Raw genomic sequence first — 14612 nt, forward strand, 5'->3', positions numbered from 1 at the left:
GGTTACTCATGCTGACATCGCTTCTGGATAACGATTTCTACAAGATCACGATGCAAAACGCCGTGATCAAACGCTTCCCCTATGCGCAGGCGCGCTATGCCTTCATCAACCGGGGCGGGCACGCCTTCCCCGAGGGCTTTGGTGCGGTACTGCGCGCCGAGGTCGATAAGCTTGCTTCCCTGCGCTTGACCGAGGAAGAGAAGCGCTACCTCAAGATCACCTGCCCCTACCTGGACCCGACCTACCTCGATTTTCTCGCCGGTTTTCGCTTCGACCCCTCCGAGGTGATCATCGGGCAGCAGGGTAGCGATCTCTCGGTGGTCATCGAAGGGCCTTGGTATCGCGCCATCTTATGGGAAGTGCCGCTGATGTCGATGATCAGCGAGCTGTGGTATCGGCTGCGCGGCATCACCGTCTCCGCCGAGGCCGACGCCCTGATCGAGCCGAACACCCGCGACAAGATCGAGCACTATCGGCGCATGGGCTTGAAGATCGCCGAGTTCGGTACTCGGCGGCGCTTCTCCTTCGCCGTACACGACCGCGTGGTCAGCGCGCTGCGCCACCACGGCGGTGACTCCTTTACCGGCACCAGCAACGTGCTGTTGGCAATGCGCCACGGGGTCAAGCCCATTGGCACCCACGCCCACGAGTGGTTCATGTTCCACGGTGCGCGTTTTGGCTTCAAGATGGCCAACAGCCTGGCGCTGGAGCACTGGGTCGACGTCTATCGTGGCGATCTCGGCATCGCCTTGACCGACACGTTCACTTCGCGGGCCTTTTTCGACAGCTTCGACAAGAAGTTCGCCAAGCTCTTCGACGGCGTGCGCCACGACAGCGGCGACCCCATCGACTTCGCCGCCGCGACCATCGAGCACTACCAGCGCTTGGGCGTCGACCCGATGAGCAAGACGATCATCTTCTCCGATGCCTTGACCCCCGAGCGGGTCGAGCGCATTCGCGCCTTCTGCCAGGATCGTATCGGCATGGCCTTTGGTATTGGCACCAACTTCACCAACGACGTGGGCGAAGAGCCGATGAACATGGTGATCAAGATGGTCGAGGCGCGCCCGGAAGGGCAGGAATGGCTGCCGGTGATCAAACTCTCCGACGTGCCGGACAAGCACACCGGCGACCCCGAGATGATTGCCCTGGCCAAGCGCGTACTGGTAGTGGGGCAGAGCGGCAAGGCGCGCTGAGCGCGCCTTGCCGGTAGCGTTTTACACCTGCGGCGCCGTATTTACGATGGGTTTATCGCCTTTACTTTTCTGCCCTACGTTTTTCGCCTTTAATTTGGGCGTGAAGCGGCTGGTAAAGGCGCGCGGTGAGGCTGGCGAACGTCTCGCCGCTGGGGTGCTGGGCCGAGTGTAGCGCGGCGAAGTCCGGCCAACGGTGGCGAAGGTAGTCGCTGAAGGTGACTTCGCCCTTGGCATGTGTGCCGCCATCGTTGTACGCCTTTTCGGCGTTTAGGTAGGCGGCGCTTTTATCGCCTTCGCCCCCGTCACTTTCGCTTTCACCCCCCTTTTCGAGCCAAGCAAAGCCTGCCTTGGGCGCCAGCGGTAGCGGCGCGTCGAGGCCTTGATGCCAGGCGTCGATCAGCGCGTTTAGCTGCGTTGTTGCCGTTTCGGCGGCTATAGGGGCGAGCGTCACATGCCCCGCTTTGGAGAGCAGGCAGGTGGTGAGCGGTGCGCTGAGGTTGCCTGCCAGATGTGCCACCCAGGGGCGTAGAAGCCGATCCCAGCGGTATTGCCCTCGTCCGGCGCTTTGGGTGATCAAACTGCTGCTCAGCAGTAATACGCGACAGCGCTCGCCGTCGTCGTTGGTTCTCACCTCGTCTAGCCAATCTTCCACCACGGCATCCGAGTGGCCCTCGTAGCGCACGAGTTCGGGGTGTGCGAGAGCGTGGGGCCAGCTTGCCAGCGTCTTCTCATACTCATCGAAGAGCGCCTCCATTGGCTCGGCCAGGGCCTCGCGCATACGCTCACCGAAGGCGCCCATAGCCAGGACACCTTGGCTTTGGAAGCGGTCAAGCGCCGCCGCCAACGCCTCTATGCGTGGCTCGCCCTGGTCGTGGGCGCGGCGTAGCGTGTCGATCAGCCGGGCCTGTAGCTGCCAGTTTTGCAGGGTATCGAGCGTAAAGGGTTCGATATCGAGCTCGGGCACGTTTTCACGCTCGAAGCGAATGCCCAGCCGCGTAGTAAAGAAGGCGCGTACCGGCTCGCCAAGAAAGCCGCCGAGCTGGGTAAGCGTAAGGGTAGGCGGCGCCTCGTGCTCGAAGGCCGCAAGCGGCGCTGGAGCGCTTACCCGGCGTGGTGCGTGCAGCGTGCGCCACTCGTGGGCGTAGGTGAATAGCCGCGTGGCAGACGCCGCAGGCGCATCGGCAGCGTTAGTGAAGTAGGCCGGGCTGAATGGCTGTAAGGGGTGCTCGGTGGTGAGCGCCGCGAGCAGGTCTTCATCGTTTTCAGCGCGCCAGCCTGCCGCAAGATGATCGCGCAGTTGGCCTACCAGCACCGAGGGCGGCTGGGGGGCGTTGTCGATTTGGCTGCGTCCGACCCAACTGACGTAGAGCTGTTCGCGCGCCGAGAGCAGCGCTTCGAGAAACAGGTAGCGGTCGTCTTCGCGCCGCGAGCGGTCGCCGGGGCGGTAGTCGCTGCCCATCAAGTCGAAATCTAGCGGCGGCTGCGAGCGCGGGTAGTCGCCATCGTTCATGCCTAAAAGGCAGACGCGCTTGAACGGAATCGCGCGCATCGGCATCAGGGTGGCGAAGTTGACCGCCCCGGCCAAAAAGCGCTGCGAAAGGCTGTGCTCGTCGATCTGCGAAAGCCAGTGTTCGCGCACCATGGAGAGCGGCAAGTCAGCATCGAGCTTGGCCTCTTCGCTGCTCTCCTGAAACGCCTGCAGGGCGTTTTCGAGCTTGTTCAGCATCAGGCTGTCATCGGCCTCGTCGCTGAGAAAGAAGTTCTCCAGCAGCGCGCGAAGCCGCGCCACCCAGGTGGTGGCACCGGTGGGCTGGCAGAGCACCTGCCAAGTGGCTTCGAGCTGCTCCAAAAGCGCGGCCAATGGGCCTGCCAGAGCGGCTTCGAGGCCACCGATATCGTCGTAGGGCTCGATCTCTTGCCAAGCCGGGCCGGTGCCCACGGCGTAACCTAGAAGCAGACGCCTTAGGCCAAAGAGCCAGGTGTTTTGGGTCAAGCCTGGGGGCAAATCGAGCCGAGCGCGCTGCTCTGCGTTGAGCCCCCAGCGAATGCCTGCGCCTTCGATCCAGCGCGACAGCGTGGGTACATCGCTCTCTTCGATGGCAAAGCGCTGGCGCAGGGCGGGCACGTCCAGCAAATCGAGCAGGTCGCTGACGTTCAGTCGCATTTCGGGTAGGCGTAGCAGCTTTTCCAGCGCGATCATCAGCGGCAGGCGGTGGCGGCTGGCTTGGTCTGAGAGCGTGTAAGGAATGTAGCGCGGGTCTTCTGGCGCGCTGCCGGGGGCGTTGGAGAGCGCCCGGTACTGGCCGAACACCGCCTCGATGTGCGGTGCGTAGCGGTCGATGTCGGGCACCATGACGATGATGTCGCGCGGGCGCAGGTGTGGGTCGGCGCTGAAGGCGGCGAGCAGCTGATCGTGGAGAATCTCCACTTCACGCTGGACGCCATGCGCAACGTGAAAGACCAGGGAGTCGTCTTGGGCGGTGTCGACCGCGGGCCAGGTGGTTTGGGTTTCGGCCGGCGGGCGCAGCTCGCGAATGTCGTCTTGCAGTTGGGTCAGCAGGCACGAATGGGCGGACGTGGTAAAGGGCTCGAAGATGTCGATGCGCAGCGCCTGCTGCTCGAACAGGGTTTGGTAGTGGCCGGTATCGTCGTGCTCGTCGAGCAGGCGTAGGTAGTCGCGGCCTTGCTTACCCCAAGCCGCGAGCAGCGGCTGGGCGTGTAGGTGCAGCGCCTCATCCACATCGCCAGTGCCAAGAATGTCGAGCGCTTCGGGCATGCCGAGCTTGCGCCGCTGGCGGGCGCGGCTGGCGCGCAGCAAATCCTTGTGTTCGATGATATCGGCCCAGTAGAACTGGCAGGGGTTGTGCACGCAGAGCACGATCTGGCAGCAACGCGAAAGCCCGGCCAGCGCCTCTAGCGTTTGCTGCGGCAGCGAGGAGATACCGAAGATGATCAAACGCCGTGGCAGCCCCGGCGGGCAGGCCTGGCCTTCGAGTGACTCCGCCGCAGTGAGAAAGCGCTGATGTACCTGAGCGCGGCTGCTGGCGAGCCCGGCGCTGCCTTGGGTGCGCGCAACGTCGTCGCGGAGCGCGCGCCATAGCGCAGGCTGCCAGCGCTGGTTGTCGGCCAGCGGTTTGGCTACGCCGCGGGCATCGATGAGTACGTCTTCCCCGCGCGCCCAGGCTTCGAGCCAGTCGGCGCGGTAAACCTGATATTGATCGAAAAGATCCGCCAGCCGTTCGGCGAGTTGGTAGTGCTTGCGCTGGTCGCGGTCGACGTCGAGAAAGCGCGCCAGCGGAGCGAAAGCTTCCTCTTCGGCCAGGGTAGGCAGCAGGCGCAGGAGCCGCCATACCAGACGCGACTTATCGAAAGGCGAGGTCAGCGGCACCGCATCAGCATCGCCGCTGACGTGGGTCAGCACCCTGCGGTAGGCCTGCCAGAGAAACCGCGCTGGCAGCATGACATCGAGCGCGGCGGCAATTCCCGCACCGCCTTCTTCGGGATCGGCGGCCAGCGCCAGCTTTAGCCACTGGCCGATGCCGTTGCTCTGCACCAGAATCGTCTCGTTCTCCAGCGGCCCCAGCGGATGGCGCCGCATCCACTCTACCGCCAGCGCGCGCAAATCCTCCAAGCGATTGGCATGGGCAACCATGAAACCGGGCGTCAACGACGAGTCGGAAAAGGCAGGCATGAGGATTCCTGAGCGGTGGCAGAAAAGCTTCTCCATGGTGCCATAAGTGCGCAGTGAATGCCGTGGATATCAAGCGTTGGATAGCGGTGGATGCTGAATGGTCTGGCTCGAATGCCTGAGTTCAAGCGTCAACCGCGCTATTCGGCTTTTGCTCTGACCGCATAGGGTCGAAAAAGAAGTTGTGCCCATTAAGGTGGACAGCATTACGTTGGTTGCGAGAATTAAAGGCGCCTAGAGGTCTAATGCTCAATCTAGATAAAGGGTAGCGATTGAAGGCAGGACGGGCGTATCGGCTACCTTAGACTCTGCTTTAGGTAGCCGATAGCGGTGGTGCGTTTTAGTAAGACGACATCATGGCGCTAAAGCCCATTCCACCCCAGAACATCATGATGACCATAAACAAGAGTTGGAGTAGGATCATGACGCCGAAAATGGTGAAGTAGGTCTTGATCTTACTCAGCGCAAAGCGCATTTCTCTTTCGTCACCGCTGTGATAAACCTTATCGATTGACTTAGCGGCCTGCATCAACACTACGCCTACCCAGATAGGGAGCCAGGCGATGAGAATTCCTACGATGGAAATGGCGATGAGAATACCGGCAAGGATGAGCATGATGCCGTTTAGCTGTATCCAAAACTTGGCTCGATAAAGCGGTTCGATAATGCCGCGCAATGACTCGTTTAGCTGCTGAGACTCCATTAAATCCTCCTGATCGATGGAAATATCACCTGGCTAGTCGTTAGCTGGGTAAAGAGGCTCGGGAGTTTACTTTTATTTGGAGGATTTGTCTTCATTAAATCATGATAAATATTGCTTTCTAATTGCACTATCTGCTGTCAATAAGTATCGAGGCGGACAGTGCTATGCGTATAGGAGTTTAGTGCTAGAAGACAGCGTGAGAGTCAAGTAAGTGGCGATATTCGCCACTGGATATGCATCGCCATATTAAGCGATGCATACACCGATACCCGTAAAAGACGTCGACTCAATCAAGCGGTGTAAGTGACGCGGTCTCTTCGACGACCTGGGCGAGCAGGGTGGCGTAGTGGTCGAGCAGGCGCTTACCGAGCTCGGCCGTGGCTAGGGTGGCGTCGCCTGCAACACCTTCGGGGCTCAAGTCGTCGGCGAGCCAGGCGAAGGCGGCGGCGCCCTCGTGGGCGAGCAATTTGCCGGGTGCGGGCGTGGTGGGTGGGGCGGGGCGGTAGCCGTCTAGGCGAACGTGTTCGGGCGCAAGATGCAGCATCATGGCGGTTTCCAGCAGGCCGCCGTGCAGGCCGTGGCGCAGTTCGTCGGCGTCGATCGCGCCTTCGAGCGCAGGCAGGCGGGTGTAGGTTGCCTTGACCACGCGCATGGCATGGCGCTTGCGTAAGGTAAGCGCGGCCAGATCCATCACCGCTTTATTGCCGCCGTGGCTATTGAGCAGTACCCAGCGGCGTATGCCCGCTCGTGCGAGGCTGTCGCCGTAGGCTTCGAGCGTGGCGATGGCAAGCGGGGCGGGCACGCTGAGGGTGCCCGGGAAATGCGTATGCTCGTCGCTGGCGCCCACTGCCAGAGGCGGTAGGCAGAGCACGTCGGTCGCTTCATCGAGGCGTTCGAGCAGCGCCTGCTGCAAGCCCAGCCCGATGGTGAGGTCGGTGGCTAGCGGCAGGTGGGTGCCGTGCTGCTCGATGGCGCCGAGCACGATGAGGGCGACCGGGTCGCGCGATGCGACCTCGGCCAGTTGAGGAGAAGTAAGGTGATGCCATTCGTAGTGCATGGTGACCTATTCGCCTTTTCAGCCCCCTTGTTCAGAGGGCCACTAGAGGGCGATCAAAGCGTAACAAGAGCGCCGCGCACATTAGGGAGCAGCGCGAGTGAAGGTGCCTGCCGTCGTGCGATAGTGAGCAAGCTCTTCGCGCTTGAAGCCTTTCAACGCCTGCGCGGGCATGTCGTCCTGCCGTGGTGGCGGCGGGTCGTTGGGCGCAATGCCGCTATCGCTAACGTGTGCGTTTTTATCCAGCAGCGCCTGATAGTGGGTCAAAAGCGCTGGCGCGTGCGAGAGCGCTGGGGTGACCAGCAGGCCGAGACGGTCGGTGGCGTAATCCCCCCGGCTAGGCGAGCTCGAGTATTTGACGATGGGGGCAGCGAGAATCAAACCAAGCCACGCAGGCGTGAGCCATACGAACGCCGTAGGTGAGAGCAGTGCCAGGGCCGCGCCCCAGGCCATCCCGCATAGCGAAAGCCAACTGGTGTGCAGCCACACTTCGCGCCAGGGCAGCGAGCGTTCGCCGCGCGGCTGGGTATTCCACTCGATGGAGCGTCCGAGCAATACGGTGATGATGAAAAGGCTGTGCCAGGCCATGGTCAACGGTGCACAGAGTGCAGCGAAAAGAACTTCACCAATGGTGCTGAGCGTGAGGCGCAGCCGCCCGCCGAAAGCCTCCGGGTTCTGCCAAAAAGCAAGTATCCAGCCCAGCAGTTTGGGGGCAAACAAGAGCCCGATGGTGAGGCTAAAAAGACCCAGTGATAGCGGCTGCGGTAGCGGGCTCACGGTTGGCTCTTCGATCTCGGTATAGCCCACTAAAATGCTGGTGCAGATGAGCAGACCAAGCCATACCAGCGATGAGAGATACCCCATCGCGCCCAGCAAAAAGTGCAGGCGGCTCAAGGGGTGAAAGCCCGAGGCAGCGAGCAGGCGCAGGTGTTGGAGGTTGCCCTGCAGCCAGCGTCTATCGCGCTTGGCGAAATCCAGAAAGTTACTCGGCATGGCCTCGAAGCTATGGCAGTGCGGCGCTTCAGTATGGGCTTCGGTCAGGGTGGTATCCAGTAGCACTCGCCAGCCGCCACGGCGCAGCAGCGCCGCTTCGACGAAGTCGTGGCTCAAGATCTCACCACCCAAAGGTGGCTTGCCGGGAAGGCTCGGCAGCCCCGCGCAGGCCATGAAGGCGCGCACGCGAATGATGGCGTTGTGGCCCCAGTAGTTGGCCGTTTCGCCCTGCCAAAAGCTTTGCCCTGCCGCCAACATGGGGCTATACAGTGCCGAGGCATACTGCTGGAAACGTCCGAAGAGCGTGCGCTGGCCTACGGGCATGGGCACCGTTTGAATCAGTCCCACATCGAGCTCACGTTGCATGCGACGCATCATCCGAAGCAGCACTTCACCGCTCATTAGGCTGTCGGCGTCGAGCACCACCATGGTGTCGTAATTCTGCCCCCACTGGCGGCAGAAGTCGGCGATGTTACCCGCCTTGCGTCCGACGTTGGCCTCGCGGCGGCGGTAATGCACCGTCATCTGCCCCGCCAGGCGCTGCTGGAGCGCTGCCACATGGACGGCCTCTTCGTGGGCTTGGTCGGGGTTCTGGGTGTCGCTGAGGATGAAGGCCTCGACGTGATCGGAAAGATCGTCAATGCCCTGGCGTGAGGCGGCCTCCAGCAGCGAGCGGCAGGTCGCTTCCAGCCCCGACAGCGTCGGCACAGGCGGCTCGGCGTAGACCGGCATGATCAGCGCGGTGCGCTGGGTGAGCGGTTCATCCAAGAAGCCGGGTACGCGCTTTAGCGTTAGCGGGTCGAGGCGCAGCGCGCTGATGACGAAGCCAAAGACGCCGCTCCAGAACGCCAATACGATCCAGGTGAAGCTTATGGTGAACAGGGATAGCAGCGGAATCAGCGCGGCCAGGGGGAAATCGGCGGCCACGCGGTACATGGCAAGCCCCCCGGCGAGGCTGGAGAGAGCCACCAGCACGCCAAGGGTCCAGCGGCGCAGAGCGAGACCGGGGATATCGGGTGCCTGTTGCGTCGGTTCATTCATCGCTTGGGTACCATACGTAGTTCCAGGTTTCGCTGACGGCTTTATCGTCATGCGTCAGATGCAGGCGGATGTCGCTGGGCGCATCGCCCGGCAAAATCCTAAAGGTAGCGCGCCAGCCACCATCGGGCAGCGGCTTGACCTGGGGCAGGGCGATCTCGCCGCCCTGATTCTCGATGGCAAGCTCAGGCGGCATATCGGCGCTCAAGCCGGAAAGCGATGGGCCTTCGAAGTCGACGATGATCTGCCGCTGCTCGGAAGATTCCTCGCCTTCGTCGCCCGGAACGATTGCTTGGCCGTGGCGCGTGCGTACCACTTGGGCCAGCTGCGAGGCATTGGGCGATTCGTTGAGAGTGAAGGTGCGGTAGTGCAGGCGGCGATGTTCGCCCGCGCTCATGGCGTCTTCGCTGACCCAGTAAGCCACGATGTTGTCGTGGGTTTCGTCGGGAGTGGGGATTTCGACCAGCTCGACGTGCCCAGGGCCCCACTGCTCCAGCGGCTGCACCCACTGGCTGGGGCGGCGGTGGTAGTTGGCTTCGAGATCGAGGTAGCGGTTGAAGTCGCGTTCGCGCTGCATCAGGCCAAAGCCTTTGGGGTCGCTATCGGTGAAGCTCGATACGCGCAGCGCCTCGGGATTGTGCAACGGGCGCCAGATCCACTCGTCCTGGCCGTTGTTGATCAGCAGGCCATCGGAGTCGTGTACCAGCGGGCGGAAGTCGTCGTAGGGGGCTTGGGTGGTATCGCCAAAGGTGAACATGCTGGTGAGCGGGGCAACCCCTAGCTTGGCGATGTCTTCGCGGGCGAAAAGCTCGGCTTCGACCTCGGCGACGGTGCTTTCACCAGGCGTGAGTACGAAGCGGTAGGCACCGGTAATGGAGGGGCTATCGAGCAGGGCCAGCAGGGTGATTTGCCCTGCCTCTTCGCCCGGTTTGTAGAGCCAGAACTCACGGAAGGCGGGAAACTCTTCTTCCTGGTCGGCTTGAGCGGTATTGACCGCGAGCCCGCGCGTGGAAAGCCCATAGACCTGACCCTCGCCGACCAGGCGGAAGTAGTTGGAGCCGAGAAAGACGGCGAACTCGTCGGCGTATTCGTTCTCGTGCTCGTTCAGCGGGTAGTGAAGCCGAAACCCGGCGTGGCCGATGTCGCCGAACTCCTCGTCGGCAAGAGGAGCGGCGTCGCCATCGTAGCGGTAGTCGTCGGCGGAGAAAGGCAGCGTCGAGACGTCATCGCCGTCGATGATGTTCAGGGTGACCGGGGTGGTGAAGAGAAAGCCGCTATGAAAGAGCTGCAGATTAATGTCGCTTTCGTCCTTCCAGTACGCCTTTTCGGGGTCGAAGCGGATTTGACGATAGGTATCGTAGCTAATGTCGTGCAAGGCTTCGGGGAGGGTGTCTTCGGGCGCACTGTAGGGGGTGGCGGCCAACTCCTCGGCGCGGTCGATGACCTCTTGAAAGTGTTCGTCTTCGGCGGCCAATGCTACGGAGAGCGGCAAGCTTCCCAACAGCGCCACGCCGCAAAATGCCATGTTCAAACGCATGGATGCAATCCTTGTCCTGATGGAGCCAATGAGACGTCGTGTTCCTTGTCTTGCGTGTATTTTCGTAATGGCTGTTCTAGGCTCTGTGTAAAGTGTCTGCGCTCGACAATCCGGCGTTAAAAATTGACTCAGAATACTCATTTACCATCTGTAAACTCCGTTTCTTCGTCAATTTTTGCCTTGTCTTGTCTTCGCTCGACGACTTTCCATAAAGACCCTTGTGTCTAGGTTCTAGCTTTAACGTTCTGATTGTTCGGCGTACGCCTGCAACGGCTTGCGATGCTGCTGACACGTTATCCCCCGGCGTACTGATAAGCCTCCTGGTATGAGAGATGAATGATTCGATTATGGTTAGGCGCCCTGGCGCTCAATGTACTATTGATCGCCCCGCTGTGGTGGCGCTTTGGCGGTATCGCTCAGCAGTGGATAGCCTGGGAAGCGTGGGTCATGCTGCCCGGTATGCTGCTGATGCCACACCGCTGGTGGCGAGGATGGCTCGCCGCTATCGCGACGGCCTGGATCGTGCTGGTCGTGGCCGCCAACTTTGGCGAGCTTGCCACGCATATGGCGTTTGGCCGACCGCTCAATCTCTACCTCGACCTGCCCCTGCTGCGTTCGGTCTACCATTTGCTAGTAGGTAATGTAGGCCAACTTTGGGCAATTTGCGCAATGGCGACGGCGGGATTGATCTGCTTGGCGCTCGTTTGGTGGCTTTGGCGGCTGATGATGCCCGCTCGGCGCTACCGCCTTGGCACGCTGGAAGGCAAGTTTGCCCTGGGCATGGCATCACTGGCAGGGGTAATGACCCTGTTGGCGCTTTACGGCACCCACCCCGTGGCGGCGGCGCGGGCGGTAATGGCCGAGACCACGCGCTTTCAGGCCGAGCAGATCATGGCAACGCATGCCGCGCGCAAACGCTTCACGGCCGAACTTGCCATGTCCCCCTTGGACACTCAGGCGCTGCCGGGGCTTGCCGATAAGCAAGTGCTGCTGACCTTCATCGAATCCTACGGCGTTACCGCGATTGCCGACGAGCGCTATAACGGCGACATTCTGCCTACTCTGGAGGAGATGGCCGAACGGCTGGAAGCGCGCGGCCTTCATCTGGTAACGGGACTCGTAGAGGCGCCGATTCGCGGCGGGCAGTCGTGGCTTGCCCACGCCACTACCCTGAGCGGGCGCTGGATCGACAATCAGCTGTGGTACCGACTGATGCTGGCAAGCGAACACTCGACCCTGATCGACGACTTCAAGGCCACCGGCCAGCATACCCTTGGGGTGATGCCGGCGATCTCGATGGCCTGGCCCGAGGGTGAAGCCTACGGATTCGATCAGATCGTGGCTGCGCGCGATATCGACTACCGTGGCCCGGCGCTGCACTGGGTCACCATGCCCGATCAGTTCACGCTCGATTACATGCAGCGTAACTTGCTGGGCGAGCGGCCGACCTTCGCCCAGGTGGCGCTGATTTCGAGCCACGCCCCCTGGACACCGATTTTGCCCGTATTGGATGACTGGGACCTGATCGGCGATGGTCACATCTTTGCGCCCTGGGAGGAGGCGGGCGACCCACCGGAGGTGGTATGGCAAGACATCGAGCGCATTCGCGATCACTACATGTGGTCGATCGACTACGCTGTAAAGGTAACTGGGCGCTGGGCTGAACGCGTCGTCGATGAGGATACGCTGCTCATCGCCCTGGGGGATCATCAGCCCGCGCCGCTGATTACCGGCGAAAATGCCAGCGCCGCCGTGCCCGTGCACGTAGTGAGTCGAGACCCGGCGCTGTTGGCGCCTTTTCTTGCCCATGGGTTCGTTCCCGGCGCCTTGCCCGATGCGACGCAGCTAACGGCGCCGCCGCGCATGTCGGAGATTCGACACTGGCTGCGCGAAGGCTTTGGTGAGGAGCTCGGCATCGAAACGGCAACGAACGCTACAGCAAATCTCATAACAAAGCCCACAACGGAATCCGCGATGCCCTTCGAACACGCCGTGGCCTACGCCTTGGCCGTGACCGATGAAGAGTAGCGCCTACGACAGGACGGTCGAGATGATTCAGCCGGTAATTTTGAGCGGCGGCAGCGGCACCCGCCTTTGGCCGCTATCGCGCGAGAGCATGCCCAAGCAGTACCTCGAACTCTGCGGTGAGGGCAGCCTCTTACAGCAAACCCTTGCCCGCCTTGCGCCGCTTGGGGCCAAAGAGCCCATCGTCATGGGCCATCAGGCGCAGCGTTTCTTGATGGCCGAGCAGCTACGCGAGAAGGCGCCTGAAGCGCGGTTTGTGCTCGAGCCCGAAGGGCGCAATACGGCGCCTGCCATTGCCTGCGCGGCGCTACTTGCCCTGGCCGATGGCGACGATCCGGTTTTATTGGTGCTGCCCGCCGATCACGGGATAGACGATACCGCCCGTTTTTGTGCCAGCGTCCGCCAGGCCGAACCGCTGGCCCAAACCGGGCATCTGGTGACCTTTGGCGTAACGCCGACGCACCCCGAAACGGGTTACGGATACATTGCTTGCGGTGAGGCCCTCGAAGGCGGCTTTCGCGTGGAGCGCTTTATCGAAAAGCCCGATGTCGAGCGGGCCAAAGCGCTGCTCGAAGAGGGTGCGCATCTGTGGAATAGCGGCATGTTTCTGTTCAAAGCGTCGCGCTACTTGGAGGAACTCTCACGTCTGCAGCCCGATATGCTCAAGGCCTGCGAGGAGGCGGTAGCGAACGCGCATGAGGATCTCGATTTCTTGCGCCTTGGCGAGGCCGCGTTTTGCGCAAGCCCCTCCGACTCCATCGACTACGCCGTGATGGAACAGTGCCACACTGCTGCCGTGGTACCACTTCAGGCAGCGTGGAGCGATATCGGTAGTTTCCGAGCGCTATGGGAGACCTTGGAAAAAGACGCGGTGGGAAATGCGCAACGCGGCGATGTATGGCTCGAAGATACTCGCGATTCGTTGGTGCTCGCCGAGCATCGCTTGGTCGCCACGCTTGGGGTGGATAACCTCGTGGTGGTGGAAACCGCCGATGCGGTGCTCGTCGCGCCGCGGGATCAGGCGCAGCGGGTCAAGGAGGTGGTGGCGGCGCTCAAGCGTGCCGGGCGCGACGAACCCAACAGCGCACCGCGCGTGCATCGGCCCTGGGGCAGCTTTCAGGCGGTGGATAGCGGCCAGCGCCATCAGGTCAAACACATCACCGTCAAGCCTGGTGGGCGATTGTCGCTACAGCGTCACCACCACCGCGCCGAGCACTGGGTGGTGGTCAGCGGCACCGCCTTGGTAACCCTCGATGAGCGCACTTTTTTGGTCAGCGAGAACCAATCCACCTATATTCCCATCGGCGTGCTGCACCGGCTGGAGAATCCCGGCAAGATCGACCTGGAACTGATCGAGGTGCAGTCGGGCGCCTACCTGGGTGAAGACGACATTCAGCGGCTGGATGACGTCTACGCCCGGCCCTCCAGCGAGTAGCGCTGACTCGTCCTTCAATAAAGCCGATAGCGATTGGCGTCGGAGAGGCCTTGTGCCTCTTCGACCACCTTGCGGTAACGCTTGTACTCCCACTGATACTGCGCCGGTTCCAGAGCGATGGCGGCTTCGACGCAGGCGTTGACCCCGGCTGCCGATTGCGCCTCCTCTTCGCTATAGACGCGCTCATCGGCGTCGAGAAAGTGAATCTCGAACCCCTCGCCGGGAATGCGTTTGGCAACGCCGGTCACCACGCGCGCCTGGGTGCGCGCCACTAGCTTGGGCAGTAGCGTGGCGGTGTAGGCCGCATGCCCGTAGAAGGGCGCAAAGACGCCGCTGCCCCAATCGGGTTCTTGGTCGGGCAGAATACCGATGGCCTCGCAGCGCTTGAGCGCCTTGAGCAGGGCGGCGACGCCACGCGGGTTGGTGGGTACGAGGCTTGCGCCCATGCGCTCGCGGCCTTGGCGAATCACCGGATCGAGCCGGGTGAGCTTGGGCGGCTCGTACATGGCGGTAAAGGGAAAGTGGCTGGAGAGCCAGAAGTTCAGCACTTCCCAGTTGCCAAAGTGCGGTGCGAGCACGATGACGCCGCGGCCTTCGGCGCGGGCTCCGTCGAGCTTGTCGCGCCCGTGTACGGCCAGAATGCTCGCCTCGACCCGAGCAGGCTCGGCCATCCAGGCGTGCCCTAGCTCCAGCATGGTGGCCGCCGAGTGCTTGAGGCTTTCCTGACCAAGCGCCCGGCGCGTCTTGGCGTCAAGCTCGGGGTAGACCACGCCAAGGTTGATGTCGGTCACGCTGCGCTCGCGCTTGTTGAAGCGGTAGACCTTGGGCCCAAGCCAAGCGGCCAAGCGCCATAGCGTGGGCAGCGACCGGTGCGACAAAAAACGCCACAGCCGGGCGATGGCGCTAGCCTGCCAGCGGGCGCGGCGGGAAGTATCAGTCATCG

Annotated in this window: 9 protein-coding genes; 3 read left to right on the plus strand and 6 right to left on the minus strand. The window is 62.0% G+C overall.

The window, feature by feature from the left end; translation table 11 throughout:
* Positions 1–8 precede the first annotated feature (8 nt).
* A complete protein-coding gene (gene pncB / locus LLY24_RS05660; protein ID WP_259035313.1) occupies positions 9–1196 on the plus strand; it encodes a nicotinate phosphoribosyltransferase in 1188 nt (395 codons plus the stop codon).
* A gap of 61 nt (positions 1197–1257) precedes the next feature.
* Here the strand turns inward: pncB and recC are convergent, their stop codons facing one another.
* The 5 genes from recC to LLY24_RS05685 all read right to left on the minus strand — a co-directional run bounded on the left by recC (position 1258) and on the right by LLY24_RS05685 (position 10209).
* Positions 1258–4887 carry an exodeoxyribonuclease V subunit gamma gene (gene recC / locus LLY24_RS05665; protein WP_259035314.1) on the minus strand — a complete coding sequence of 1210 codons (3630 nt, stop codon included), beginning with the start codon at positions 4885–4887 and terminating at the stop codon, positions 1258–1260.
* A 337-nt stretch (positions 4888–5224) separates the two neighbouring features.
* Positions 5225–5587, minus strand: a complete 363-nt coding sequence (locus LLY24_RS05670; RefSeq protein WP_259035315.1) for a DUF5362 domain-containing protein — start codon at positions 5585–5587, stop codon at positions 5225–5227.
* A 286-nt stretch (positions 5588–5873) separates the two neighbouring features.
* Positions 5874–6644 carry a creatininase family protein gene (locus LLY24_RS05675; protein ID WP_259035316.1) on the minus strand — a complete coding sequence of 257 codons (771 nt, stop codon included), beginning with the start codon at positions 6642–6644 and terminating at the stop codon, positions 5874–5876.
* An 81-nt stretch (positions 6645–6725) separates the two neighbouring features.
* A complete protein-coding gene (gene mdoH / locus LLY24_RS05680; RefSeq protein ID WP_259035317.1) occupies positions 6726–8675 on the minus strand; it encodes a glucans biosynthesis glucosyltransferase MdoH in 1950 nt (649 codons plus the stop codon).
* Positions 8668–10209: an OpgD/OpgG family glucan biosynthesis protein gene (locus tag LLY24_RS05685; RefSeq protein WP_259035318.1), complete on the minus strand. Its 1542-nt coding sequence runs from the start codon at positions 10207–10209 to the stop codon at positions 8668–8670. Before LLY24_RS05685 ends, mdoH begins: the two co-directional genes overlap by 8 nt.
* A 336-nt stretch (positions 10210–10545) precedes the next feature.
* Between LLY24_RS05685 and LLY24_RS05690 the strand changes: the two genes are divergently transcribed.
* Both LLY24_RS05690 and LLY24_RS05695 read left to right on the plus strand, forming a co-directional pair.
* On the plus strand, positions 10546–12237 hold the full coding sequence (locus LLY24_RS05690) for an alkaline phosphatase family protein (RefSeq protein ID WP_259035319.1): 1692 nt from the start codon (positions 10546–10548) through the stop codon (positions 12235–12237).
* Positions 12238–12259: 22 nt separating this feature from the next.
* On the plus strand, positions 12260–13669 hold the full coding sequence (locus tag LLY24_RS05695; protein WP_259035320.1) for a mannose-1-phosphate guanylyltransferase/mannose-6-phosphate isomerase: 1410 nt from the start codon (positions 12260–12262) through the stop codon (positions 13667–13669).
* Between the two features lie 14 nt (positions 13670–13683).
* Here LLY24_RS05695 and LLY24_RS05700 read toward each other — a convergent pair whose 3' ends face one another.
* A complete protein-coding gene (locus LLY24_RS05700) occupies positions 13684–14610 on the minus strand; it encodes a lysophospholipid acyltransferase family protein (RefSeq protein ID WP_259035321.1) in 927 nt (308 codons plus the stop codon).
* Positions 14611–14612 lie beyond the last annotated feature (2 nt).

This window comes from Halomonas dongshanensis (assembly GCF_024790395.1).
Classification (GTDB): domain Bacteria; phylum Pseudomonadota; class Gammaproteobacteria; order Pseudomonadales; family Halomonadaceae; genus Vreelandella; species Vreelandella dongshanensis.

Excerpts from the sequence above, each read along its gene's own strand:
- pncB (WP_259035313.1), top strand. The coding sequence starts at position 9 with ATGCTGACATCGCTTCTGGATAACGATTTCTACAAGATCACGATGCAA.
- recC (WP_259035314.1), bottom strand. The coding sequence starts at position 4,887 with ATGCCTGCCTTTTCCGACTCGTCGTTGACGCCCGGTTTCATGGTTGCC.
- LLY24_RS05670 (WP_259035315.1), bottom strand. The coding sequence starts at position 5,587 with ATGGAGTCTCAGCAGCTAAACGAGTCATTGCGCGGCATTATCGAACCG.
- LLY24_RS05675 (WP_259035316.1), bottom strand. The coding sequence starts at position 6,644 with ATGCACTACGAATGGCATCACCTTACTTCTCCTCAACTGGCCGAGGTC.
- mdoH (WP_259035317.1), bottom strand. The coding sequence starts at position 8,675 with ATGAATGAACCGACGCAACAGGCACCCGATATCCCCGGTCTCGCTCTG.
- LLY24_RS05685 (WP_259035318.1), bottom strand. The coding sequence starts at position 10,209 with ATGCGTTTGAACATGGCATTTTGCGGCGTGGCGCTGTTGGGAAGCTTG.
- LLY24_RS05690 (WP_259035319.1), top strand. The coding sequence starts at position 10,546 with ATGATTCGATTATGGTTAGGCGCCCTGGCGCTCAATGTACTATTGATC.
- LLY24_RS05695 (WP_259035320.1), top strand. The coding sequence starts at position 12,260 with ATGATTCAGCCGGTAATTTTGAGCGGCGGCAGCGGCACCCGCCTTTGG.
- LLY24_RS05700 (WP_259035321.1), bottom strand. The coding sequence starts at position 14,610 with ATGACTGATACTTCCCGCCGCGCCCGCTGGCAGGCTAGCGCCATCGCC.